This window comes from Aeromonas sp. 600886, from assembly GCF_049174935.1.
Lineage (GTDB): Bacteria > Pseudomonadota > Gammaproteobacteria > Enterobacterales > Aeromonadaceae > Aeromonas > Aeromonas veronii_A.
Map to the genome: position 1 here is coordinate 390,897 of NZ_JAAKUB010000001.1, position 20,471 is coordinate 411,367.

The window sequence follows — 20,471 nt, forward strand, 5'->3', positions numbered from 1 at the left end:
TTCATATTTCGAGTCGGCACTCATTAATGTCATTCTGATTGCATCAAGTCTTCATCCGGATATGAGGGCAGGAGCAATTTGCCGCCTCGGTAAATTCATTTTGTAGGGAAACAACCATGCCACTGAGTGAATTTATCTCCTGCGTCGATACCGCCTGGTTACGCATGGACAGACCCAACAACCTGATGCAGATCATCGGTGTCCTGATGTTTGAAGGAGAGCTTGATGAAGCGCGTCTGCGGGCCGGATTGCGCCACACCATTTCGGTGCAACCCCGCTTCCACCAGCGGGCCGTGCTGGAGGGGGGCTCCTACTACTGGCGCCATGATCCCGATTTCGATCTCGATCAGCACCTCAAGCGTGTGATCCTGCCGGGTGAAGCGGGCAAGCTGGAGCTGGAGAAGCTGGTGGCCGATCTCGCCTCGACGCCGCTCAACCACCAGCGCCCCCTGTGGGATATGCACCTGACCGACACGTCGCTGGGTGGGCAAGCGCTGGTGGTGCGCATTCACCACGCCATGGGCGACGGCTTCTCGCTGGTGCGGGCCATGCTGACCATGATGGATAACACCCCGGAAGGGGCGCCGCGACCACCGTCACCGGAGCCACTGGATGACAGCGATGACGAGGATGATGAGGATTGCCACCAGGGCAGCCGTCTGGTGCGGGCCGGCCTCAAGCTGACCGGTAGCCTCTGGTCCAAATATGTCGAAGTGGTCACCCATCCCACCAAGGCGGTGGATTACCTCAAGACCGGGCGGGATGTGGCGAGCGAGCTGTGCAATATCGCCACCCTCGGTGATGATTCTCCCTGCCGCCTGCGGGGCAAGACCACCAGCACCAAGCGGGTGGCCTGGTCGGAACAAATTGATCTGCCGGATATCAAGGCTGTGGGCAAGGTACTGGGCTGCTCGGTCAACGATCTGCTGATCGCCGCCACCGCAGGGGCGTTTCGCCACTACCTGCAGGAGAAGGGGGATGATGCCAACAAGGTCAAGATCCGCGCCCTGGTGCCGGTCAATATGCGTGCACCGGACGATGAGGGGGCACTTGGCAACCGCTTCGGGCTGGTGGCCCTGGACTTGCCACTGGATGTTGAACACCCGTTGCAGCGGCTCTATACCGTACGTGACCGGATGCAGGCGCTGCGCACCTCGCTACAACCCGTGGTAGTGCTCAACCTGTTACATGCCCTTGGCATGGCCCCCAATGCGGTGCAGCAGCAGGCCGTCGAGCTGCTCACGGCCAAGGCCAGCGCGGTGATCACCAATGTGCCCGGCCCGCAGCAGACCCTCTATCTGGCTGGAGCAAAATTGCGTCAGCCGCTGTTCTGGGTGCCGCAATCGGGGGATATCGGCGTCGGCGTCTCCATCCTCTCTTACGATCACAAGGTGCAGCTGGGCCTTATCACCGACAAGAAGCTGGTACCGGATCCGGATCGGGTGGTCGAGCGGTTTGCGGTGGAGTTCGAGCAACTGCTGTTGCTGGTTCTGATGGAGCCGGAGCTGTTGTTTGACCCGAACGGCCTTGATGCGCTGCTGGGTTGAGTGTGCACTTGAGCGACCGGTGACGGCGTAGCCAACCGGTCAGCATCCATCATAAAAGAGGCCAACCCGCGGGTTGGCCTTTTGTTTTTCTTAGCGGTAGGAATGGCGGTTAATCCTCCAGCTCCTCGCGCGCCGCCTCTACATCAAGGCGCTCCATGGCATCCATCGGTTCGCACTCGGCCGCTTCGGCATAGAGGGCTTCGGCCGCTTTCAGACGGCTCTTGCCGTGCAGCATCACCTGTGCGTTGGCGTACTCCATGCGGGCGATAGCCGATTCGGGGATCAGCGCCAGCGCCTCCTTGAAGTGACGCTCGGACTCCTCCTTCTTGGCGCCATAGGTAAGGCCGCCGATCATGGCCCCCAACTTGTCGACGATCTCCGCGTGCCAGGCGCCAAAGGCAATATGGGCCTCGGCGTGATCTGGCGCCAGCTCCAGCGCCTTCTCAAGGCTTGCCTTGATCTTGTCGCCAATTCCTTGCGAGAGGGCCTTGGAGATGGAAATGACCTGACTGTAGCGACCGAGGGCCAGCGCGTGGAAATACCAGGCGTTGGCGTTCTTGGGCTGGCGTTTTTGCAGCTTCTCGGCATGGCTGGCCGCCCGCTCGAAGGCGGCGCGCTTGGCATACTTGTCTTCCAGCAGATAGCTGGCATGGATCACCAGCGCTTTGTTCGCCACATTGAGGCCCGCCTCACCGGCCGCTTCACCAAGAGCGACGGCCCGGGCAAAATCCCCGGCATGATAGGCTCGCCAGGCATCCTGTACCTGCTCATCCTCGGGCCAGGGTTCGGCATCCCCCTGATGGAGACGATCCCAGTTGTCCGCCAGCTTCTGGCCAGCATACTCATAGGCCGCATCCGCGTAGGGGAAGGGGACAAATTCGAGTTGTGAAGTGGTCATGCTTGTTCTCCCTGTAGCATGTGAATCAAACCTTGTCGGTGTAGTGGTGGGCGAGGGCGCCCAGATGAGCGCGGGCATCGGCCCGCAAATAGGGTGCGACCAGCTGCATCACCTGAAAGACGCCGAGGGCGATATCGGCGTCCGCCTTGGGGTGCAGTGCCCGCTGGTAAGAGATCCAGAATGTGCCCACCAGCGCCACATTGGCTGCCAGCGTGCGCATTTGTTGCGCCGTGCCCTCCATCAGCCCAGCCGTTTGCAGATGGTTGCAAATGGCGATGGCGGTCTGCTCCTGGCGGCGCAGCAGGGCGGAAAAGCGCTGTTCCACCTGATGATAACCACTCATCAGGGTCGCGATATCGTAGTAGAGGAAACGGTACTGCCAGATGGCTTCAAACATCAGGTGGAGAAAGAGCCAGATATCTTCTGGCTCATCGGACGGGGTGCTGACCGCCTCCAGCAGGCGATCCATCTGCTGTTCAAATTCGCAGAACAGGGCGTTGACGATCTCCTCCTTGTTGTGGAAGTGGTAGTAGAGATTGCCCTGGCTGATCTCCATCTCGGCCGCAATGGCCGAGGTGGTGACGCAGGGTTCCCCTTGTCGATTGAAGCAGGCGAGGGCAGTGGTCAGGATCCGCTCCCGGGTACGGCGTTTGGGTTTGCGATCCATGCTACTCCTTTGGTGATGAACGGCGCACGCCGTGGCGATAGCGTTTGGCAAGCCAGTGCTGCAACTGCTCCAGCGACTTGTCGAGGGCGGCGACTGAGCCAATGCCGGGGGCCAGCAGGGTGCGATCTTCATCGGCCAGCGCAGCCAGATTGAGCTCGAGGCCATGCTTGGCCAGCACCGGCGCCAGCTCGTCACGGCGCTGCCAGAGATCGCGGCGGGTATGCTGGTAAGCGTGCTCGCAGAGACGGCGGCGATCCCGATAACTGAACACATTGGTGAAGAACATCTCGCCATCGGCAGAAGAGGGCTCAAACAGCAATGCGTCAGCGTCGGGATATTGGTGTTTGTAGCGATCCATCCCCACATGCATGCGGGAGTGGATGATGGCGCGAAAGGTCTGGGCCAGCACCACCGGCAGACCGCTGTCTACCAGATTGGTGGGCGCGCCGGCGGCCATGTCCGCATCATAGGGCACCAGCGGATTGATGCAGAACACCAGATCCGCCCCCTCTTCCAGCGCTACTGAAGCGTGCAGAGTCTTGATCAGCGCCCCGTCCACATAGTAACGACCGTTGATCAAGGAGGGCGGAAAGAGACCGGGCAGGGCGGCTGACGCCTGTACCGCCGCCGAGATGGGCACATCATCGAGCCCCGAGCTGCCGAAGGCGACCGGATGACCGGTGTCGAGTTCGGTGGCTACCACAAACAGTCGACTGCGCAACTGGCGGAAATCGTTGCTGCGGCCGGGACGAGAGAAAAACTGGGTCAGGGTGCGATCCACCCCGCGGTTGTCGAACAGTCCGGTCGGAATGGCCTTGGAGAGCCCCTGCAGCGATTCAAACAGGCTGCGCTTCCAGGGCGCCGCCAGATAGTAGGTCAGGCTCTGCCACGCCAGTGGCGGGATCGAGGTCAGGCGGTCGGCATATTCACGAAAGGCGGGGCGCAGCAAGGTGGCCGGGTCAAACATCTCCCCCGAATCATCGCTGAGCAGGATCCGCACCAGCTTAGCCGGCGAGATGCCGTTGGCCAGCGCCGATGCCACCACGGCCCCCGAACTGACGCCGACATAGATATCGGCATGGTCAAGGCGCAGGCCGTTGATGCTGTCAGAGAGGGCTGCGCAGGCACCGATCTCGTAGATGCCGCCGAGCGGCCCGCCGCCAGCAAGGGCAATTGCGATGGTACTCATAGCGTCGCCTCTCTATCCATGACATTCACCATGACAAGACCGGCCCAGCGCAGGGCATGGGCCGGTATCAATCACCTTCCGTCACCGCGAGGGATCAGGGCAGGACGCTCTCTGCTTTGGCTTTCACCTCTTTCACCGCATCTTCAGCGGCGGAGAGGAGATCGGCGGCCTGCTCAACCACGGCCTCTTTAGCCTTGGCTACCGGCGCCTTCTTTACCGGAGGCTTGCGGGCAGCGGGCTTTTTGGCGGCAGCCGGTTTGGCTTCAGCGGCAGGGGCTTCCTCTTCCTGCGCATCCAGCAGTTGCTGGACTACATCGGTCAGCTCGGCCATGCGCTTGGAGAGCTTGTCGATATCCTTGCGGGTCGGAATGCCGAGGCTGGCCACAGCGCGGGCCACGCGATCTTCAAACACCTGCTCCAGACGACCCCAGGTATTGGCGGTCTTGTCGGTCACAGCGGCAATCTTCTCATCTGCGCTCTGACGGGTTTTGGCCTGCAATGCTTCCCCTTCCTGCACCAGGGCTTCAAAGATCTTGCCACCCTCTTCCTGCGCCTTGGCATAGGCACCCAGACCCGCCAACCAGATCTGCTGGGTGGACTCCTTGATGGTGGAGGTGAGTTGGTTGTCGGTCACTGACCCTGCCAGCGCTTTCAATTTCTTAGCCATGATCTTCTCCTTGAATAACGACAGTTAAATGTAATGGCGACAACGAAACTGCAATCGGGTTGTGGCATTACTGATTTTTCGACTTCAGTCTAGGGACAAAAAATAGAGGGTTCTACCTAATAACGGAACAGGCACACCACCGAAATTAGGGTTTGCTCACGAACCGACAATCAAATTGCAGATTCCCATATGAATCGTGATATATCTAACAACCTAGTAACACCCTAATCAGTAGCAGGATTCTCTTTATGAACTATTTCATTACTGGCGGTAGTGGTTTTATCGGGCGTCGATTGATCAAAAAGTTATTCCAACAGCATCCCAACTGTACCGTCTATTTTCTGATGCGCGCCTCTCATCAGGAGAAATTGCCAGAGCTGTTCTCATTCTGGAATGTGGATGAATCGCGCGCAGTCCCGGTTTTTGGCGACATGACACAACCGCTGCTGGGGGTATCGGTCGAGATGCAGGAGCAGTTGATCGGCAAGATCGACCACTTCTTCCATCTGGCTGCCATCTATGATCTCAACGCCAAGGCGGGGATCCAGCAGCAGGTCAACACCGAAGGGACCCGTCAGGCTGTTCAACTTGCCGAGCGGCTGGGGGCGGGGCAGTTCCACCACTGCAGCTCCATCGCTGCAGCGGGCCTGTTTGACGGTCTGTTTCGCGAGGACATGTTCGATGAGGCCGAACACCTCGACATGCCTTACTTCCAGACCAAGCACGAAGCGGAAGGGATTGTGCGAAACGAGTGCACAGTTCCGTGGCGAGTCTATCGACCGGGGATCGTTGTCGGTGACTCCAATACCGGCGAGATGGACAAGATCGACGGCCCTTACTACTTCTTCAAGACCATTCAGAAGCTGCGCCGTCTGCTGCCGCCCTGGATGCCAGCCATCGGGGTTGAGGGCGGGCGCATCAATATCGTGCCGGTCAACTTCGTGGTCGATGCCATGGTGCATATCGCCCATCAAGAGGGCGAGGAGAACAAGACCTTCCACCTGACCGACCCCAACCCGATGCGGGTCGGCGACATGCTGAGCACCTTCTCCCGCGCCGCCCATGCGCCGGAGCCTGCGATCCGCATCAATGCCTCTCTCTTTAATTTCATTCCCCGCCACCTGACCGCCATGCTGATGACCATGGCGCCGGTGCGCCGCATCCGCGATGCCGCCATCGCCGATCTGGGTCTGCCCAAGGATGTGTTCCGCCTTATCAGTTATCCCACCCGTTTCGACAGTCGCGAAACCCAGCGAGTACTGAAAGGGACCGGTATCGAAGTGCCACCACTGCACAGCTACGCCTGGCGGCTGTGGGATTACTGGGAGCGTCACCTCGACCCGGAGCTCTTCATCGATCGCTCCTTGCGTGGTCGGGTAGAGGGCAAGGTGGTGCTGGTGACCGGGGCCACCTCCGGCATTGGCCGAGCAACCGCACGCAAGCTGGCGGGGGCAGGGGCCAACGTCGTTACCATCGCGCGCGACGAGCAGAAGATTGCCGAGACTAAAGCTGAGTTTGCCGAGCTGGGGCTGACCATCGAGATCTATCAGGGGGATCTCGCCAATCTGGCGCAAGCCGAGGAGATCACCGCTCGCATCGTGGCCGATCACGGCGGCGTCGATATTCTGGTCAACAATGCCGGCCGCTCCATCCGCCGCTCCATCGAGGACTCCTTCGATCGCTTCCACGATCTGGAGCGCACCATGCAGCTCAACTACTTTGGTGCGCTCAAGGTGATCATGGGGGTGCTGCCCACCATGATTGAGAAGAAAAAAGGGCACATCATCAACATCTCATCCATCGGGGTGTTGACCAATGCGCCGCGCTTCTCCGCCTATGTTGCCTCCAAATCGGCCCTCGATGCCTGGGTGCGGACTGCCGCCTCCGAGTTTGCCGACAAGGGGGTGAGCTTCTCCATCATCAATATGCCGCTGGTGAAAACGCCGATGGTCGCGCCGACCAAGGTCTATGAGCAGGTACCGATGATGACGCCGGAAGAGGCGGCCGATCTGGTGTGCGATACCATCATCAACAAGCATGTGCGACTGGCCACTCGTCTCGGGGTATTCGGTCAGGTGGTGCATGCCCTGGCACCTCGCGTTGCGCAGGTGATCATGAACACCAGCTTCCGCACCTTTGCCGATCCCAAGGATGGCGACAAGTCCAAGGCGACCGCCGATCAAGTTGCCGTCTCGACCCTGATCAAGGGGATACACTTCTAACCGGATGATGGGATAAAGAGATCAACAGGGGCCTGAGCAATCAAGCCCCTGTTTTATTTGGAATAACAGTTGAAGGACGAATAAGGCGGGTCAGACTCGGGACAGCAGATCAAGCAGCAGATCAGTCGTGCGAAGGGAGTAGAGCAGAGAGAGATGGCCAATGGCAGGCAACTCGATATCTTCCATTCCCGCCAATCGTTGCCGCTCCTGCGGCATCACCACATTGTCGTGACTGGTGCGCACCGAGATGCCGGGTACGCAGAGAGGAACAGAGGCGAAACGCTGCAACCAGCCGGAACCGGGCTCCATCTCGCGGGCATTGGCCCCAAGCCCAAGAGCGGCAAGCTGACTGCCCTGATGGGGGGTGGCCAGCGTGATCAGGCGTGCGACCTTGTCACCCCCATGGAGAGCTAGATAGTCGCGGCAGACCAGTCCGCCCATGCTGTGACCGACCAGCACTAGCTTGTCAGCCCCGGTTTGCGCAAGCACATCGTCAATTCGCTTGGCCAATAGCGGCACCATCTCATCGATATGACCAAATGGTGGCATCAGGGTAATGGTGGCGACCACATGGCCTGCGGTCTCCAGTCGGGTGCGCTGGGTACGCCAGATCCCGCGACTGCAACCGTAACCATGCACCAGCAATACGGGGCGCTGGCATGGACGCAGCCGATCAGGTGCCATCAGCAAAGGCTCGAACGGTAGCAACAAGGTGAAGGTGTAGAGGTAGGCCAGCATCTCCTGCGCCATCATCTTCACCCTGCGCCAGGGGCCGATAGCCGGGGAGGGGTAGAAGCGGGTAAACAGCCAGCTGCCGAGCACCACCAGACAGCGCAACCCAAGCAGGGCAAACACCACAAACAGCAGGGTCAGCAGCCAGGGTAGTCCCACGACCAAGTGGGCGATACTCCCGAGGAGCAGCACCTCTACCATCAGCAGGATAAACAGGTGTCGTACGATCGTCATAAGGCCATGATCCGACCAGTCAGGCGTGGAAGTCAAATGGCACTTTGAGACAGCTTGATCCAGCGCGGCTTTTGTCGCTAAACCCCGGCGAACTCTTTTCCGGTGAGGTTATTTGCAATACTGTATATCCATACATATACTCTATCCATCATCACCAAGAGGAGGCCATCATGGCTGTCGAGATCAAATATGTGGTTGTTCGTGGGGGAGTGGAAAAAATGACCTTTGCCAGCAAAAAAGAGGCCGATGCCTATGACAAGCTGCTGGATACGGCCGACGAGTTGATGACCCTGTTGGCTGGAGCCCCGATCGAGTTGGCGCCAGAGCAGCAAGAGAGTCTGGCATTCTACCTGGCAGAGCAGCGTGATGTGCTGCAAACCCTGCTGCGCGGCGGCAAGGTTCAGGCAGGCACGAAAGAGGAAGAGGCCCCAGCAGCCAAGCGCAAGGAGAAGCCACTAAAGCAGGTGGCCTGATTGCCCAAGCCTGCTATTTCTCGGGATAAACAGCTCGCTGCATTCACTTTATTTGCATTTAAAACCATTTTTACGGCTATTTACCCCGAGAATTTTTTAACGAAGGTGCATATCCAATGCATAACTAAATAGCGTGCACCACTGAGCGACACTTAATCAGCAACAACAAGAGGCAGTAAAAATCCCAACAGAAGCCGCATTCATCTATCACGAGCCCTTTTCTAGCAACTCGGCTCACAGGCTCATATCGACTCATCTTATCATCAACAAGCAACACCATGACTCAACACCCATTATCTTTGCCGCCAGCCATGCCGCTGTTTGACAGTCTTATCTATCTGGAAGCTGGCAATCCGCAGGTCAATCAGTACCTTGCCAACCTCAGCCTCAACGATGTACCCGATGCCGGTCTGGTTTACGAACTGGCGGTCGATTGGCTGCTGGAGCAGCGCAACAGCGAAAACAACTACAAAACCTATCGCAGCGAACTGACCACTTTTTTGCACTGGTGCTTTCGCGAGGCGGCCATCAGCCCGAAAGATCTCACTCGCCGCATCATGATCCGCTATCTCGACTACTGTCAGTCCCCCCCTGACGGGTTGATCGCCTATCGCAACGTGGCGCAGTTTATCCTCGACAAGGAGTGGGGAGAGCGGTTGCCCAATCCGCAATGGCGACCGTTTCTCGGCAAGCGGGATCTGGGCCGCACCTTGCCCTATCGCCTGAGCGAGCAGGCGATGAAGACCAAACTCGCCATCTTGTCGGCCTTCTTCCAGTTTCTGATCCAGGAGGAGTACATGGACAGGAATCCCGCTCTGCTGCTGCAGCGGGTCAAACGGCCGCAACAGCTGGAGGCCGATGATCAGGTGCAGGCCTTCAGCGAGTTGCAGTGGTCATACGTGATGCAGGCCGCCGATACCCTTGCCAACGACCATCCGGAGCAGCATGAGCGCAGCCGTTTTCTCACCATTCTGATGTACGCCTGCTATCTGCGGATCTCTGAGGTTGCTGCCCGGCCTGGCTTTACCCCTGTGATGGGGCAGTTCAGGCGGGATCGCAAAACCGGCGTCTGGGGCTACTTTATTCCTCAAAGCAAAGGGGGTAAACGGCGTACCGTGGCGGTATCCCAAGCACTGTTGGCGGCACTCGAACGCTACCGCCGTTTCCTCGGTCTCTCTCCCTTGCCGACACCGGATGAACAGACGCCACTGTTCGTTCGTCATAGAGCGGCAGCCCACGGCCGCGAGCAGGGCGAGCTAAACGCCAATCTCGGTATTCGCCAGTTACGGGATTTAATCATGGTGATCATCGGTAAAGGCGCAGAATTGGCAGAGCAGGATGGATTTGTCCAGGATGCAGCCGAAATGCGGCAACTCTCTCCCCATGCGATCCGCCATACCGGGATCACCCATGACATCAATCTGCACGGGCGGCCGCTCTCCCACGTACAGGCCGATGCCGGCCATGACAGCATCGACACCACCTCGAAATATCTCCATACCAGCAACAGCGAACGTCATGAGAGTGCGCAGCAAAAACCGTTGGACAGATTAAGTAACGAAGTGAGAGATGACATTCCTAAAGATTCACGATAAGTGAGACATTACCCTGAACTTTACTGTTCATCTTTAGAACAAGCCTTGAGTCATTAATGTCTCATCCAAGCAGGTGCGGTTATTTTTACTGATCCGGGATGGCAATCGGTTCAAGGAACCATGGAGTAGTCAGGAACCAGAGCCTGACCAGCACCCCATGCCAAAATGAAAGCGCCGGTTGGGCCGCCTGATTTAATTGATTCGCGTACCACAAGGCCTTTATCGCCAGATAGGGGCCTTGTTCAATTCCATTGATTTGTCACCAATATTCCAGCCCCTTGCTCCTTGTGATTGCCTTAATACACTGGTCACAGGGGAGGGGACTCTCATAGCGAAATCCCTGCGGGCAATCGTCATTATTCTGTGGTGAACAACGATCACCGCAGCCATATCACATGCCAGTAAATCTATCAGGGCGACAGCTGTTCAAGCCCCCCGGGTAGTAATACGGGGTAATTCCCAGACAGAGCCATGCTCACACCAGCCACAGGGGAGGGGTGTTATCTCTCACAAGAAGGTTTTTGTCAGTAAAGGCTTGGTTTGCAAGCAATAGCCCCAATATCCGTATGGAGCATGCCGCTCAATAGAGAATCTGACTCGAGGTATCGTGATGCAGCTAGAGGAATTTGTTCAATCGGCTATTCAACAAATAGCCAGAGGCGTATCCAATGCGTCTGATAATGTTGCCAGCCTGGGAGGGCGAGTGAACCCTCATGATCACATTGCATCATCATCAAGATCTCCACGTCTTACCAATATAGATTTTGATGTTGCGCTTGTTGTAACTGAGAGTCAGCAATCAGAAGCAAGGGCTAGGCTGTCAGTGATCAACGTTTTGAGCCTTGGTGGAAAGACCCAAGGGAACGACGTATATCAGCAAACTAGCAGGGTAAAGTTCACTGTTGCCGTAGAGCTACCAAAGGATTCAAGTGTCCGAGAAGAGCAAGGTGCTGCTTTACAGATCCCAAGCACTGTAACCGGTTGGTAATGGAGCTTTTCTCATTAGATGCCGATAAACACGGTTATCGGCATCTGTAAAAACGACAAGGTAACGTGACATGGCAAAAGCTAAAAGACAGCCCGACATTATCTATCGTGAGATGATGACTGAAGTGCTCTATCATCTAGGTTCCGCTGATAAGCTAATGAAAAATAGCAATAATTTTCAAGATAGAGTTCAGGTTGACAGTGCGATTTTGCAGATGCGAAAAGCAATGGAGGCCATTGCTTTTTCTTCAATTGCGCCCAGTGAAAACCGTTATGAAGACCTTCATAGACATAAAGAAAATTGGCGATCACTACCATGCCCAAAAGATCATGACCTCGTTAGCTGCGATCAACCCTGATTTTTATCCAATACCAGTTGTCCCAGCAATTCGTCAGCCAGATGGAAGCTTGCATGTTGGTCGCAAAACAACGGGGTATATGACGAGAAAACGCTTTGAAAACTTCTACGCCCGGCTCGGTAAATATCTGCACACGATAAACCCTTGGGGCAAGGATCCGCAGCTTCATCAGTTGTGCAATGACTTGCCTGCAGCAATCGATGCTGTATACGAGTTGCTGGATGTGCACTTAGCAGTTCTCCACATTGAAGAACCATCCGCAACGCAAGTATGGGTCGTTGATGCAAAGCGTGATGGCACCGTAGCTATGGTGATAGCAATGGCTGACGGCCCATGTGTGATTCAACCTGCCTGACTGATACCCCTAAGCCTGACTGCGCATAATGTATATTATGTTAAATTTGGTATCTTGTTTCCTGTCACCACTTATTGAACTGTGTATAATGGCAACAATTGATCCTATCTTCGACCGGATGTCTTAAGTGGCTGAATTAACATCAGAACAATTAAAACCCGCTTTTGCGATTGAACAGTTCCCCAAGCTTGGCGAGCTTGAACCTATCCCCTTTGCTGCGCTGCAACCCAGAGCCATTTCCGGCATCAAACGTCTTGCCAGTTTTGATGGTGACTGTCCGGTCATGCTGCTCAACGGGTTCCCCGGCGCAGATTACGAAGGCGTTTGCCAAACGTTGATTGCCGACTCCAATGGCAAGGATGGTGACCTGTTTGATCTCTGCTACACCGAGAATCTGAACAACCCCTACAAGCCTATCTGGCTGCGCCTGCAACCGGGCACCGGCGTTGAGTTTTGCGAAATGGTTGGCGAGCTGCTCAAGTTGCTTAGCCACCATCTCGATGCCGAACGCATCGTGACCCGCATCATGCGCAAGCAGAACAATGATCCGAAAATCGATGATTTCCTCTCCGATTTGGCAGCTCACGTGGCATTGGGTCTGGAGTTCCAGCACCCCATTCTGATCAACCTGCTGATCCACCACGAAGCGCAGGAAGCGCCGGTGATTTATGGACGTGATCTCAACTGGGATACCCTGTTTGGCTCCATCAACTACCAGACCGAGCAAGGCTCTGTGTATGCTAACCAGCACCTGCTGGAGCCTGGCTTGCTGCGCGAAGCCAACGGCGGCTACCTCATTTTGCAACTGGACGAGCTGCTGGATCAGCCGCACCTCTGGTTCAAACTGAAAAATGCCATGCAAAAAGGCGAGCTGGACTGGAACGCTTATCAGGAAGGGAAAACCCTGACCCCCTTCTTCGCGCCTGAAGCAACCCCTATCAAGCTAAAGCTGATCCTGGTCGGTGACCGACTGGACGTGGCCGAGTTCCAGATGCTGGATCGGGATATGTCCGAGCGCATCTTCCTGCGCGCGGATCTGGTGTCAGAGGTGAATATTGAAGAGGATCTGCAGGAATTTCTGCAGTACCTGGCCTGGCTGCGCCAGCGTTGGAGTCTGCTGGACTTCACGCCAGCCGCCCTCGCCGCCCTTTGTCGTCATGCCAGCCGCCTCTGTGACCATCAGGAGTGGTTGTCGCTCTCCGAAGTGCAACTCTCCGCCATCATGCGGATGGCTGACAGTCTGGCCCGGGAGCTGGAATCTGATGTGGTCACCGACGAGCATATTCGCGGCGCACTGGAAGAGCAGGATTACCGCCTCAACTATCTGGTTGAGCAGTCCGATCAGGGGGTTATCGACGGCCAGATCCTGCTGCAAACCGATGGCGAAGAGATTGGCCAGATCAACGGCCTGTCTGTCATTCAGGTCTCCGGTCACCCTTATGACTTCGGTGAGCCGGTGCGCCTCACCGCGACCGTACACCTTGGTGATGGCGATGTGGCGGATATCGAGCGCAAAGCGGAGCTGGCCGGTCATATCCACGCCAAGGCGATGATGATTATCCACGGCTATCTCTCCAACAAATTTGGTGCAGAGAACCCCTCCCCCCTGTCGGCAAATCTGGTGTTCGAGCAGTCTTACCACGAAATTGATGGCGACAGTGCCTCACTGACCGGCTTGTGTGCCCTGCTCTCTGCCCTCGCCCGCCAGCCTATCTATCAGCACTTCGCCGTGACCGGTGCGGTCGATCAGTTTGGCAATGTGCAGGCCGTTGGTGGCGTCAACGAGAAGATTGAAGGCTTCTTCCGGGTGTGCAAAATCCACGGCATTACCGGCAAGCAAGGGATCATTTTGCCGGGCACCAACATCCAGCAGCTAAACCTCTCTGACGAGGTGATTGCAGCGGTTGAAGCGGGCCAGTTCCACATCCACCCGGTGGATCATGTGGAAGAGGCCATCGAGTTGCTGACTGGCTGTGTCGCCGGTGAGCCTGATATGCCCGATACCCTGTTTGGCCGTATTCAGGAGCGGTTGGACGAGTTGAACGGCTCCACTGCCAAAGTCGGACTGCTGCAATCCCTGCTGGGGCGCCTGTTTGGCCGCTGATGAAGTGATCGGAGTTGTTTAGCGAACAACTGTAAGCTAAATTGGCCCAGCTTTGACCCATTTGAAGGAAATACCGCGTGACCGTAGACAATACCACCATGGAAGCCCGCCTTTCCCTGTGCGAACAGGGCAAGAACTCTTTTACCCGTGAAGAGCTGCTGGCTTGCAGCCGTGGCGAACTGTTTGGTGAGGGTAACAGTCAGCTGCCTGCCCCCAACATGTTGATGATGGACCGCATCGTCAAGATCAATGACAACGGCGGCGAACACGGCAAGGGCGAGATCCTGGCTGAGCTCGACATTACTCCGGATCTTTGGTTCTTCGATTGCCACTTCCCGGGTGATCCTGTGATGCCTGGCTGTCTCGGTCTGGACGCCATGTGGCAGCTCGTCGGCTTCTTCCTTGGCTGGAAAGGTGGCCCCGGCAAGGGTCGTGCTCTGGGCGTAGGTGAAGTGAAATTCACCGGCCAGATCCTGCCGACAGCCAAGAAAGTGACCTACAAGATCACCTTCAAGCGCGTCATCAACCGCAAGCTGGTGATGGGGATTGCTGATGGTGTGGTCGAAGTTGACGGCCGTCCGATCTACAGCGCCACCGACCTGAAAGTGGGCCTGTTCAAAGATACCACCGCATTCTGATCTCTCTGATTGGTGGTAAAACAGCATTAACGCAAAGGGGCCACAACGGCCCCTTTCCTTTTGTAATGAGTGATGAAGTACCTGCTACTTCATGAAGAGGCCTGAGCCCCGCCCTTCCATGGCGTCACGCCAACCACCAAGCCAATGCCCTCGGGCATCCAGGCATTGATACGGACACGCTTCTTTCTGTTTGCCGACCACGCCAGCCTGATAACCACGAGCACGAGCTCTTTCCAGACGGTCCCGCTTCTGTCTCTTCATCATCTACGACCCTCTTCGTGGAACAAAAAAAGCGACCAATTCTGCATCGGTCGCTTTCATCTTTACTCCTGCGAGCGCACTCGGTCAAACAAAAACTTCCACCCTAACCGGGCTATGTGACACAAGGCACTGAACTGGATTAAGTTTTAATTACAGGGAACTTACTCCTGATTTTTGAGTCCTTCCAGCTCTTCCCAGCGAGCAAATGCCTGCTCCAGCGCGCCTTCAGCGGCATTGAGCGCATCGAGTTTCGGCTGGGTTTTATCTGCCGGCAGCGAGAAGAACCCGGGCTGGTTGATCTCGTTTTGCAGCGCATCCAGCTCGGCTTCCAACTGCTCAAGACGAGCAGGCAACCCTTCCAGTTCAAGCTGCAGCTTGTAGGAGAGCTTCTTGCTTTTCTTCGGCGCTTCTGGCGCGGCGGTAACGACCGGCTCGGGCGCCTTGACCGGTGCACTCCTGGCCTGTTGCTGGGCATTCTGCTGTTCGCGGGTCGCCATCATATCGGCGTAACCGCCCACGTAATCGCTGATGCGGCCATCCCCTTCAAACAGCCAGCAGCCGGTCACTGTGTTGTCGATAAAGCGACGATCGTGACTCACCAGCAGCAGGGTACCGGGGTAGTCGGAAAGCAGCTCTTCCAGCAGCTCCAGCGTTTCCACATCCAGATCATTGGTCGGTTCATCGAGGATCAGCAGGTTGCTGGGCTTGAGGAACAGCTTGGCCAGCAGCAGCCGGTTCTTCTCGCCACCGGAGAGCGCCTTGACCGGCGTACGGGCCCGCTTGGGCTCGAACAGGAAGTCCTGCAGGTAACCGAGGATATGACGTGAGCGGCCACGCACCATCACCTCCTGCTTGCCCTCCCCGACGTTGTCCACCACGGTCTGCTCGGGGTCGAGCTGCTCGCGGTACTGATCGAAGTAGGCCACCTCCAGATTGGTACCCCCCTTGACGGTGCCGCGGGTTGGCTCAAGCTGACCCAGCAACAGCTTGATCAGGGTCGATTTGCCGCAGCCATTGGGGCCGACCAGCGCAATTTTGTCGCCGCGCAGCACTTGCAGATCGAGCCCCTTGAACAGGGTGCGATCGCCAAAGTCCAGCCCCAGCCCTTCAGTCTCGAACACCAGCTTGCCGGAGCGGCTCGCCTCGTCGAGTTGCAGCTTGGCTTTGCCCTGCAGTTCACGACGCTGGGTACGCTCCATGCGCATCGCCTTGAGGGCGCGCACCCGGCCTTCGTTACGGGTACGGCGAGCCTTGATACCCTGACGAACCCATACCTCTTCCTGGGCCAGCTTGCGGTCGAACTCGGCATTTTTGAGCTCTTCGACCCGCAGCCACTCCTCTTTCCCCTGCAGGTACTCGTCGTAGTTGCCCGGCCAGGAGGTGATGGCGCCGCGATCGAGATCGATGATCCGGGTTGCCAGCTTGTGGATGAACTCCCGATCGTGAGAGATAAAGACGATGGCACCGCGAAAATCCTTGAGGAAATCTTCCAGCCAGTTGATGGCTTCGATATCAAGGTGGTTGGTCGGCTCATCGAGCAGCAACAAGTCGGGATCGCAAGCCAGCGCACGGGCCAGCGCCACTTTGCGCAGCCAGCCGCCGGAGAGGCTGTCGAGGGTCACGTCGGGATCCAGTCCCAGCAGGGTCAACACCTGACTGATGCGGGTCTCGAACTGCCAGCCATTCTGATAATCGAGCTGCTCTTGCAACTCGCTCATCTTGCGAATGTTGGCATCTGACGGATCGCTCGCCAGCTCCATGGAGATGTGGTGGTACTGCTTGAGCAGTTCCCCCACCCCCGCCAACCCTTCGGCGGCATAGTCAAACACCGTCAACTCGCTGGAAGCAGGCGGATCCTGCTCAAGGCGGGTCACTTTCAAATCTTGTTGCAGCACCAGGCGGCCGTCGTCCAGCGGCAATTCACTTGCAATGACCTTCATCAGGGTGGACTTGCCAGCTCCGTTGCGGCCAACCAGACAGAGGCGCTCGCCCCGCTCGATGGTCAGTTCGGCATTGTCGAGCAGTGGGAAATCACTGAACGACAGACATGCACCGTGCAATGTTAAAAGAGCCATGTGTGTTCCTTATTTCATATGAAAAAAAACGGGCAGCAGACTGGGTCTGCCCCCGTTTTATCGTCAAATCACTCTCACCCCTGACGGGCGGCCCAGCTTTTGAGCTCGGCCAGTGTGAAGGGCCAACCGAGCTCGCGGCCTGCTTCGTCACGCAGCACAGGAATGCGCACCCGATAGGCGGCAAGCCACTGCTCATCATCCATGATGTCGCACTGGCGGGTGGCGGTGGCAAGACCAGCCTCCTCCACCAGCGCCCAGGCCTGCTCGCACAGGTGGCAACCGTCGGTATGAAACAGGGTCAGCATCACGCCTCGCCTTGCTCCGGCGCATGGGTGATGATCCAGCAGTTGTGGATGTGCTGATTACGTTCGAAATCCTTCGGGCGCGTCTTCTGGGTGATGTTCTGGGCCTTGAGACCAGTGGCCTCTAAACCGGCCAGATCCATCTTGAAGTGACGCTTGTTGTTGGAGAAGACCAGAGTGCCGTCCGCCGCCAGCAGGCGCTTCAGGTGCTGCATCAGCAGCAGGTGATCGCGCTGTACGTCGAAGCTCTCGTCCATCCGCTTGGAGTTGGAGAAGGTGGGCGGATCGATGAAGATGAGGTCGTACTGATCATCGGCTTCAGACAACCACTTCAGGCAATCTGCCTGGACAAACTTGTGCTGACGGCCCACCAGCGAGTTGAGACGCATGTTGTCCTGCGCCCAGTTCAGGTAGGTGTGGGACATGTCCACTGTGGTGGTCTCGCTGGCACCGCCAAGACCTGCGTGCACGGTGGCACTGCCGGTGTAGGCAAACAGGTTCAGGAAGCGCTTGCCCTTGGCCATCTGACCCAGCATGCGGCGAGTCTGACGGTGGTCGAGGAACAGACCGGTATCCAGATAGTCGTAGAGGTTGACCCATAGACGGGCACCGTACTCCTGCACTTCCATCCGGTGCTGCTCTTCGGAGAGCTTCTGATATTGCTGTTTCCCTTCCTGACGCTCACGCACCTTCAGGATCACCTTCTCGCCGTCCATGCCGGTCACCTTGATGGCGGCCTGCACCATGTCGAGCAGACGCTGACGGGTCTTCTGGGCGGGGATGTCCTTGGGCGCGGCATATTCCTGCACCACCAGATAGTCCTGATAGCGGTCGATGGCAGCGTTGTATTCCGGCAAGTCGGCATCGTAGATGCGATAGCAATCGATGCCCTCTTTGTTGGCCCATTTCTCGAGGGTTTTCAGATTCTTACGCAGACGGTTGGCAAAGTCCTGCGCGACCTCTTTTTGGGAAGCCACGGAGTCCAGTGCGATTTGATAATTGCGCAGCTGACACTCGAGGGCGCCGTTGAACAGGCGGTATTGCTTGTCGGCGCGCAGGCGCAGACAGCTCAGCAGCTCGGGCGATGCGGACAGAATGGAGACTCTCCACCCCTGGAAGCTGCGACGCAGGGCATCGCCGAGGGCCTGATGCACTTCCAGCAGCGCCGGGAATTCACCAAGACGCTCGCCGTAAGGCGGGTTGGAAATGAGCATACCGACCTGGCGGGCCTCCCCTTGACCTTCTTCCCCTTCAACAGGGGCAGGCATCGGCAGCGGGTTTTCCAGCTTGGTGACATCGGCTTGCTTGAAGGTGATGAGGTGCGCCACACCTGCCGCTTTGGCGTTATCACGGGCTTTGAGGAGCACGCGCTGGTCGGCATCACAACCAAACAGTTTTACTTCGCAACGCTGCATGCCGCGTTTGGCACGCACTTGTGCTTCCATCATCAGGCTCTGCCACAGCTCGCTATCATGCTGCAGCCAGCGATCGAAACCGAAGCGCTCGCGACGCAGCGCCGGCGCCATGTCGGCGGCGATAAAGGCCGCTTCGATCAGCAGCGTACCGGAACCGCACATCGGGTCCATCATGGGCTCACCGGCCCAGCCGCTACGGGCAATCATGGCGCAGGCTAGGTTCTCTTTGAGCGGTGCGTCACCGGTGCCCTGACGATAGAAACGCTGGTGCAGCGCCGGGCCCGACAAGTCCAGCGTGATATTGGCCTTGCCCTTGCCCAGGTGCGCCATGATGCGGATATCCGGCGACTTTTTGTCCACATCTGGACGCACATGACCGCGCTTGGTGAAGCGGTCGACGATGGCATCCTTGATCTTCAGCGCGCCATATTGGGTATTGCGAATGGCAGGGTTGGTGCCGGTAAAGTCCACCGCGATGGTAGAGGTGCCGGAGAAGTGCTCTTCCCAGGGAATGGTGTGGGCGCCCAGATAGAGATCCAGATCGTCGTTCATCTGGAATTCGGACAGCACCAGCACGATACGGGAGGCAAAACGGCTCCACAGGCAGGCCTTGTAGCCAATCGCCAGTTCGCCTTTGAAATGGACGCCAGCCACGGTCTCACGGACCTGCTCTGCGCCCAAGGTGGTCAGCTCGTCGGCCAACAGGTTTTCCAGCCCCTTGGGGCAGGTTGCAAAAAATTCTTTCATCACGCTCACGGGGAACCCATAAAAATAGTGCCGCATTATACCTCATCAGGCGGGCTGGAGCATGCAAAAGTCGGCGCAAACAGCAGGATGGAAACAGATTGATAGGGGGCGATAAAGGTAAAAGGCCCCATGACTACCCGATGGCGAGATCATGGGGCCAGACATCATTTAGCGGATCACCTCATGCGAGCCTTGAAACGGGGATTGCTTTTGCAAATCACGAACAATTTGCCCCGACGACGCACCAACTGACAATCAGGATGGCGCGCCCGTGCGGATTTGAGTGAACAGACGACCTGCATTCAGGACTCCTTCTTGCTTGAAAATGCGCCAAAGCGCTTGTTGAATCGGGCCACACTCCCCTCGCTCGATACCTGCTTCTGCTTGCCGGTATAGAACGAGTGCGACTGGCTGGAAACATCGAGCGATACATAGGGATACTCCTTCCCGTCTTGCCACGTGTAGCGGCGATCGCTCTTGATGGTTGAACCGATCAGGAAAAAGGCATCTGCCGCCGTGTCATGGAACAGCACCAAACGATAATCCGGGTGAATATGAGGTTTCATGGCAACTCCATTTTGTTATGTTATAACAAAATGTAAGTGAGAATAGCTCTCGTTTCAAGCATAAAATGTCGTATGTAGAAAATCGCAGCAGTGAGTGATGTGTTGATAGCGAGGTGGAGGCACTAGGCAAGCAGAACGAAACAAGAATGAGACACCATGCTTGCAGCACGGAAGACCAAGATACTGCGTGGGTCAGAACACCTGCTCCGGGGCCACCGGCGTGACCTGCTCTGGCGCCGCCTTGAGCAAGTTGGGATGACGGTAGAAACGGTGAAAACTGTGGGTGGTCTTGTGATACGCCCGCTTAGGTTGCACTAGCAGGCGGTGCTCGGCCAATATCTGAAACAGCCTGTCCCGCCCGACCTTGAGCCCGCCATCCTCCTGACCCTGCAGCAGATAATGCAGCTTGCGAGTGCCCACCCGAGGTTGTCGCAGTCT

Annotated in this window: 19 protein-coding genes and 1 pseudogene; 8 read left to right on the forward strand and 12 right to left on the reverse strand. The window is 57.1% G+C overall.

What is annotated here, in order from left to right; all coding sequences use genetic code 11:
- The first annotated feature begins 116 nt into the window (after positions 1 to 116).
- Positions 117 to 1,547 (forward strand): wax ester/triacylglycerol synthase family O-acyltransferase, encoded by a 1,431-nt coding sequence (locus tag G5179_RS01775; RefSeq protein WP_005360484.1) that lies wholly within the window; start codon positions 117 to 119, stop codon positions 1,545 to 1,547.
- Between the two features lie 109 nt (positions 1,548 to 1,656).
- Here G5179_RS01775 and G5179_RS01780 read toward each other — a convergent pair whose 3' ends face one another.
- From G5179_RS01780 to G5179_RS01795, 4 genes are all read right to left on the reverse strand, one after another.
- Positions 1,657 to 2,445, reverse strand: coding sequence for a hypothetical protein (locus G5179_RS01780; RefSeq protein ID WP_058057033.1), 789 nt, complete (start codon positions 2,443 to 2,445; stop codon positions 1,657 to 1,659).
- A gap of 25 nt (positions 2,446 to 2,470) precedes the next feature.
- A complete protein-coding gene (locus tag G5179_RS01785) occupies positions 2,471 to 3,112 on the reverse strand; it encodes a TetR/AcrR family transcriptional regulator (protein ID WP_421257748.1) in 642 nt (213 codons plus the stop codon).
- A 1-nt stretch (position 3,113) separates the two neighbouring features.
- Positions 3,114 to 4,301 (reverse strand): patatin-like phospholipase family protein, encoded by a 1,188-nt coding sequence (locus G5179_RS01790; RefSeq protein ID WP_421251660.1) that lies wholly within the window; start codon positions 4,299 to 4,301, stop codon positions 3,114 to 3,116.
- Between the two features lie 94 nt (positions 4,302 to 4,395).
- Positions 4,396 to 4,968, reverse strand: a complete 573-nt coding sequence (locus tag G5179_RS01795; protein ID WP_005333118.1) for a phasin family protein — start codon at positions 4,966 to 4,968, stop codon at positions 4,396 to 4,398.
- A gap of 248 nt (positions 4,969 to 5,216) precedes the next feature.
- Here G5179_RS01795 and G5179_RS01800 point away from each other — a divergent pair, with 248 nt between their 5' ends.
- A complete protein-coding gene (locus G5179_RS01800) occupies positions 5,217 to 7,190 on the forward strand; it encodes an SDR family oxidoreductase (RefSeq protein ID WP_421257749.1) in 1,974 nt (657 codons plus the stop codon).
- Between the two features lie 90 nt (positions 7,191 to 7,280).
- Here the strand turns inward: G5179_RS01800 and G5179_RS01805 are convergent, their stop codons facing one another.
- A complete protein-coding gene (locus G5179_RS01805; protein WP_421257750.1) occupies positions 7,281 to 8,156 on the reverse strand; it encodes an esterase/lipase family protein in 876 nt (291 codons plus the stop codon).
- A 170-nt stretch (positions 8,157 to 8,326) separates the two neighbouring features.
- On the opposite strand from G5179_RS01805, the gene G5179_RS01810 reads away from it, so the two are divergent.
- The 6 genes from G5179_RS01810 (at position 8,327) to fabA (ending at position 14,667) form a co-directional block, all read left to right on the forward strand.
- On the forward strand, positions 8,327 to 8,629 hold the full coding sequence (locus G5179_RS01810; RefSeq protein ID WP_005333111.1) for a YebG family protein: 303 nt from the start codon (positions 8,327 to 8,329) through the stop codon (positions 8,627 to 8,629).
- A gap of 311 nt (positions 8,630 to 8,940) precedes the next feature.
- The gene (locus tag G5179_RS01815) at positions 8,941 to 10,224 is read left to right on the forward strand and encodes a tyrosine-type recombinase/integrase (protein ID WP_421257767.1); all 1,284 of its coding nucleotides are present in this window, start codon (positions 8,941 to 8,943) and stop codon (positions 10,222 to 10,224) included.
- Positions 10,225 to 10,834: 610 nt separating this feature from the next.
- Positions 10,835 to 11,212, forward strand: coding sequence for a hypothetical protein (locus G5179_RS01820; protein WP_421257751.1), 378 nt, complete (start codon positions 10,835 to 10,837; stop codon positions 11,210 to 11,212).
- Between the two features lie 272 nt (positions 11,213 to 11,484).
- Positions 11,485 to 11,925, forward strand: coding sequence for a hypothetical protein (locus G5179_RS01825; RefSeq protein ID WP_421255132.1), 441 nt, complete (start codon positions 11,485 to 11,487; stop codon positions 11,923 to 11,925).
- A 127-nt stretch (positions 11,926 to 12,052) separates the two neighbouring features.
- A complete protein-coding gene (locus G5179_RS01830; protein WP_421257752.1) occupies positions 12,053 to 14,029 on the forward strand; it encodes a Lon protease family protein in 1,977 nt (658 codons plus the stop codon).
- A 98-nt stretch (positions 14,030 to 14,127) separates the two neighbouring features.
- Positions 14,128 to 14,667 carry a 3-hydroxyacyl-[acyl-carrier-protein] dehydratase FabA gene (fabA, locus tag G5179_RS01835; RefSeq protein WP_196783564.1) on the forward strand — a complete coding sequence of 180 codons (540 nt, stop codon included), beginning with the start codon at positions 14,128 to 14,130 and terminating at the stop codon, positions 14,665 to 14,667.
- An 84-nt stretch (positions 14,668 to 14,751) separates the two neighbouring features.
- Here the strand turns inward: fabA and rmf are convergent, their stop codons facing one another.
- The 7 genes and pseudogenes from rmf to G5179_RS01870 form a co-directional block, all read right to left on the reverse strand.
- A complete protein-coding gene (rmf, locus tag G5179_RS01840; protein ID WP_005315693.1) occupies positions 14,752 to 14,931 on the reverse strand; it encodes a ribosome modulation factor in 180 nt (59 codons plus the stop codon).
- A 158-nt stretch (positions 14,932 to 15,089) separates the two neighbouring features.
- Positions 15,090 to 17,003, reverse strand: coding sequence for an ABC transporter ATP-binding protein (locus G5179_RS01845; RefSeq protein WP_421257753.1), 1,914 nt, complete (start codon positions 17,001 to 17,003; stop codon positions 15,090 to 15,092).
- Positions 17,004 to 17,077: 74 nt separating this feature from the next.
- Positions 17,078 to 17,308 (reverse strand): glutaredoxin family protein, encoded by a 231-nt coding sequence (locus G5179_RS01850; RefSeq protein WP_064336064.1) that lies wholly within the window; start codon positions 17,306 to 17,308, stop codon positions 17,078 to 17,080.
- Positions 17,308 to 19,503, reverse strand: coding sequence for a bifunctional 23S rRNA (guanine(2069)-N(7))-methyltransferase RlmK/23S rRNA (guanine(2445)-N(2))-methyltransferase RlmL (rlmKL, locus tag G5179_RS01855; RefSeq protein WP_421257754.1), 2,196 nt, complete (start codon positions 19,501 to 19,503; stop codon positions 17,308 to 17,310). The genes G5179_RS01850 and rlmKL overlap by 1 nt, the downstream gene beginning before the upstream one ends.
- A 140-nt stretch (positions 19,504 to 19,643) precedes the next feature.
- Complete coding sequence (gene ykgO / locus G5179_RS01860) at positions 19,644 to 19,769, reverse strand: type B 50S ribosomal protein L36 (RefSeq protein WP_076491682.1); 126 nt, start codon at positions 19,767 to 19,769, stop codon at positions 19,644 to 19,646.
- A complete protein-coding gene (locus G5179_RS01865; RefSeq protein ID WP_058058151.1) occupies positions 19,770 to 20,033 on the reverse strand; it encodes a type B 50S ribosomal protein L31 in 264 nt (87 codons plus the stop codon). It abuts the gene before it with no gap.
- A gap of 195 nt (positions 20,034 to 20,228) precedes the next feature.
- Positions 20,229 to 20,471, reverse strand: a pseudogene (locus G5179_RS01870) (IS3 family transposase); the annotation flags it as partial.

Excerpts from the sequence above, each read along its gene's own strand:
- G5179_RS01775 (WP_005360484.1), top strand. The coding sequence starts at position 117 with ATGCCACTGAGTGAATTTATCTCCTGCGTCGATACCGCCTGGTTACGC.
- G5179_RS01780 (WP_058057033.1), bottom strand. The coding sequence starts at position 2,445 with ATGACCACTTCACAACTCGAATTTGTCCCCTTCCCCTACGCGGATGCG.
- G5179_RS01785 (WP_421257748.1), bottom strand. The coding sequence starts at position 3,112 with ATGGATCGCAAACCCAAACGCCGTACCCGGGAGCGGATCCTGACCACT.
- G5179_RS01790 (WP_421251660.1), bottom strand. The coding sequence starts at position 4,301 with ATGAGTACCATCGCAATTGCCCTTGCTGGCGGCGGGCCGCTCGGCGGC.
- G5179_RS01795 (WP_005333118.1), bottom strand. The coding sequence starts at position 4,968 with ATGGCTAAGAAATTGAAAGCGCTGGCAGGGTCAGTGACCGACAACCAA.
- G5179_RS01800 (WP_421257749.1), top strand. The coding sequence starts at position 5,217 with ATGAACTATTTCATTACTGGCGGTAGTGGTTTTATCGGGCGTCGATTG.
- G5179_RS01805 (WP_421257750.1), bottom strand. The coding sequence starts at position 8,156 with ATGACGATCGTACGACACCTGTTTATCCTGCTGATGGTAGAGGTGCTG.
- G5179_RS01810 (WP_005333111.1), top strand. The coding sequence starts at position 8,327 with ATGGCTGTCGAGATCAAATATGTGGTTGTTCGTGGGGGAGTGGAAAAA.
- G5179_RS01815 (WP_421257767.1), top strand. The coding sequence starts at position 8,941 with ATGCCGCTGTTTGACAGTCTTATCTATCTGGAAGCTGGCAATCCGCAG.
- G5179_RS01820 (WP_421257751.1), top strand. The coding sequence starts at position 10,835 with ATGCAGCTAGAGGAATTTGTTCAATCGGCTATTCAACAAATAGCCAGA.
- G5179_RS01825 (WP_421255132.1), top strand. The coding sequence starts at position 11,485 with ATGAAGACCTTCATAGACATAAAGAAAATTGGCGATCACTACCATGCC.
- fabA (WP_196783564.1), top strand. The coding sequence starts at position 14,128 with ATGGAAGCCCGCCTTTCCCTGTGCGAACAGGGCAAGAACTCTTTTACC.
- rmf (WP_005315693.1), bottom strand. The coding sequence starts at position 14,931 with ATGATGAAGAGACAGAAGCGGGACCGTCTGGAAAGAGCTCGTGCTCGT.
- G5179_RS01845 (WP_421257753.1), bottom strand. The coding sequence starts at position 17,003 with ATGGCTCTTTTAACATTGCACGGTGCATGTCTGTCGTTCAGTGATTTC.
- G5179_RS01850 (WP_064336064.1), bottom strand. The coding sequence starts at position 17,308 with ATGCTGACCCTGTTTCATACCGACGGTTGCCACCTGTGCGAGCAGGCC.
- rlmKL (WP_421257754.1), bottom strand. The coding sequence starts at position 19,503 with ATGCGGCACTATTTTTATGGGTTCCCCGTGAGCGTGATGAAAGAATTT.
- ykgO (WP_076491682.1), bottom strand. The coding sequence starts at position 19,769 with ATGCAGGTCGTCTGTTCACTCAAATCCGCACGGGCGCGCCATCCTGAT.
- G5179_RS01865 (WP_058058151.1), bottom strand. The coding sequence starts at position 20,033 with ATGAAACCTCATATTCACCCGGATTATCGTTTGGTGCTGTTCCATGAC.